The sequence below is a fragment of the Kocuria atrinae C3-8 genome, from assembly GCF_000286355.1.
Taxonomy (GTDB): Bacteria; Actinomycetota; Actinomycetes; order Actinomycetales; family Micrococcaceae; genus Kocuria; species Kocuria atrinae_A.
Map to the genome: position 1 here is coordinate 1 of NZ_AJXN01000127.1, position 2,212 is coordinate 2,212.

Annotated in this window: 3 protein-coding genes; all 3 read right to left on the bottom strand. The window is 55.6% G+C overall.

Going from position 1 to position 2,212, the window contains the following annotated elements; genetic code table 11:
• Nucleotides 1–144: 144 nt before the first annotated feature.
• The gene (locus YO9_RS0113120) at nt 145–552 is read right to left on the bottom strand and encodes a PKD domain-containing protein (protein ID WP_223286558.1); all 408 of its coding nucleotides are present in this window, start codon (nt 550–552) and stop codon (nt 145–147) included.
• A gap of 53 nt (nt 553–605) precedes the next feature.
• A complete protein-coding gene (locus YO9_RS18660) occupies nt 606–1,283 on the bottom strand; it encodes a hypothetical protein (protein ID WP_223286559.1) in 678 nt (225 codons plus the stop codon).
• 91 nt (nt 1,284–1,374) lie between these two features.
• Nucleotides 1,375–1,983: a DUF6318 family protein gene (locus YO9_RS0113135; RefSeq protein ID WP_016997898.1), complete on the bottom strand. Its 609-nt coding sequence runs from the start codon at nt 1,981–1,983 to the stop codon at nt 1,375–1,377.
• Nucleotides 1,984–2,212: the final 229 nt, after the last annotated feature.

Genomic DNA, 2,212 nt, shown 5'->3' on the forward strand with positions numbered 1-2,212 from the left:
AATGACCCATTGAATCCGCCACCAAATTCGACGCACTTCCCTCACCGGAGACTTCGGTGCTGCAGTTTCCTCACTTAAAACTTCAGTGGTTCCAACTCATACGGTTGTTGCAAAGGCACCCGTCACGCCGAGAATCCATATGAGTTAGTTCGTGCCTGGGCAGCCGAAACTGCGCGGGTTCTCGTTGCAGTCATCGGCAACGTTTCGGACAGTCGCTTTCCACACGCTGATGGGTACCGGCGCGGATGCCACTTCGTTGAATCCCGCAACTGGCTGCCAACCGGTGCCCGCCACGTTGTATTCGCCGTAGAAGTAGGTGGTCAGCGTGACACTGTAGTCACCGGTTTCCGAGTAGATATGGGAGGTGTCCGTGGGGATATCCCAATCACCTTCAGCGAGTGGCGCACCGGTCAAAGGCGTGGGACCAAGGGACGCTCCGTCACCGTAGTTCCAGGTGTACTGGACCGGATACGCGCGCACCGCGACAGGGAAGCCTCCCAATTCGGTTTGGAACGCTTGGGCACCTGCGACCGCGAAGACATTGGTGTTCATGTTCTTGAGAGTGTCCGGCGCAGGTTCAACGGTAGAGACAGCAGGCGCCACGTTCAGACGCTGGAAATCCTGCAGGGTGAAGACGGGAAGCGGGATGACGCCTTCGTCATCAGCTTCGGCCGCATCTGCATTAGCCACACACATCTGAGTACCCCGCGGGCTCTACCCTCGTCGCCGGCGCCGCCGACGACGACATCCATATTGACGCCATCGCCACCACCATCAACCGTGCATTCTTGCTCTTGACGGCAGTCATCGAATGCATCCCCGTCTTCACCGTTGCAAGGATCCTGAAGGCTGTAGGTGGTGCGATTCAGTGCAGTGTCCATTTTAGTGGGGTCGAAGAAAATCGAATCGTCGTCACTCATTAATTCGTTGCGCAGAGCCCGCTGATAATCGGGATCCTCATCTGGATCCCATTCGATACCTGAGATCCCCCCATCTGAGCCCTCAGCAGCAGGCCCACCAAGTGAAACTGAAATTCCTTGACCACCGGAACCCGGTTCGTCCCATCGGACTTTCACGTCTATAAGATCGCCACCAGCAGAAGCACTAGTATCGCTGACTACCTTGCCAGTTTCGCTTCCTCGGCCCCAGTCCCCTCCCGATGCCGCATCGCTGGCGGACGCTACATTCACGTAAGCCAATTGTGCAAGAGTCAATAAAACGGATAAAATAACAACCTGGACTATTCTTAAGGGTTTCTCGGAGAAGCGGTTACATACACCCATTTTCCATCCCTAAAAATAATATTCACATTAAACCCTTCTGTCGTACTGAACGGATGCTGCTGAGATACCAGCCGGTCCCCATCCGTCACTTTCACTCCAGAACTGTTTGTTTCCACTGGAAGGCTGTACACCCCATCGCGCCCTGGACGAACCCTCCCTCCAAGATGCCTCCACCTTCATACCCGCCGGCGATCCAACCTCCATCGGAATATATTCCATCAATCCTATTGAATTGATCGAGACAATTCTCGCAACTATCAGACGTAACTTCACGCGCCAATGACGTATCCCCCGTCTGAAACGCATACCAGACTGCATCCGTGCGGTAATCCAAAAACGCCTGCGCCCCCGCCTCAGTCTCCTGCTTGGCTTCTTCCGGCATCACCGGCTTCGGGACGTTGCGGGCAGGGTGTTCGAGAGTCGCCGGTTCATAGTCGTCCGGGAACTCCTGGCCGGTAGCCATCTTCTCCGGCTGCTCGGGCCACCAGTCACCGCTGGCAGAGGGGTGGGGAGTCGAGGATGGCGAATCCGACGACCCATTACCAGTCTCACTAGTGGTAGGAGACGAACCGCCGTCGGCAGACGTGGACGTGTCATCCGGCTCGGGATCGTTCGTGTTGTCGCAGCTGGCCAGCGTCAGCCCTAACGCCAGCGCGGCCAGACTCGCCGCGAACTTCCTACGCTTCAGCGCATCCCCCATTGGATGGTCCCCTTTAACTCAATGAAGCCCGGCGGCCACCACCGTGCTCCGGCAGCGGTTCGAGCTTACGAAACTTCAATTAGTACTATCCACCACAAAAGAACATCTGTGGATAACTTTTAAATGTAAACGCATAACTACTAGTCAAAAACATTCACTTGCGCTTACAACATAGCAAGGTGACCGTTTGTTGCACGGTCACCTTGCTATACCGGCCCTTCACAGATGA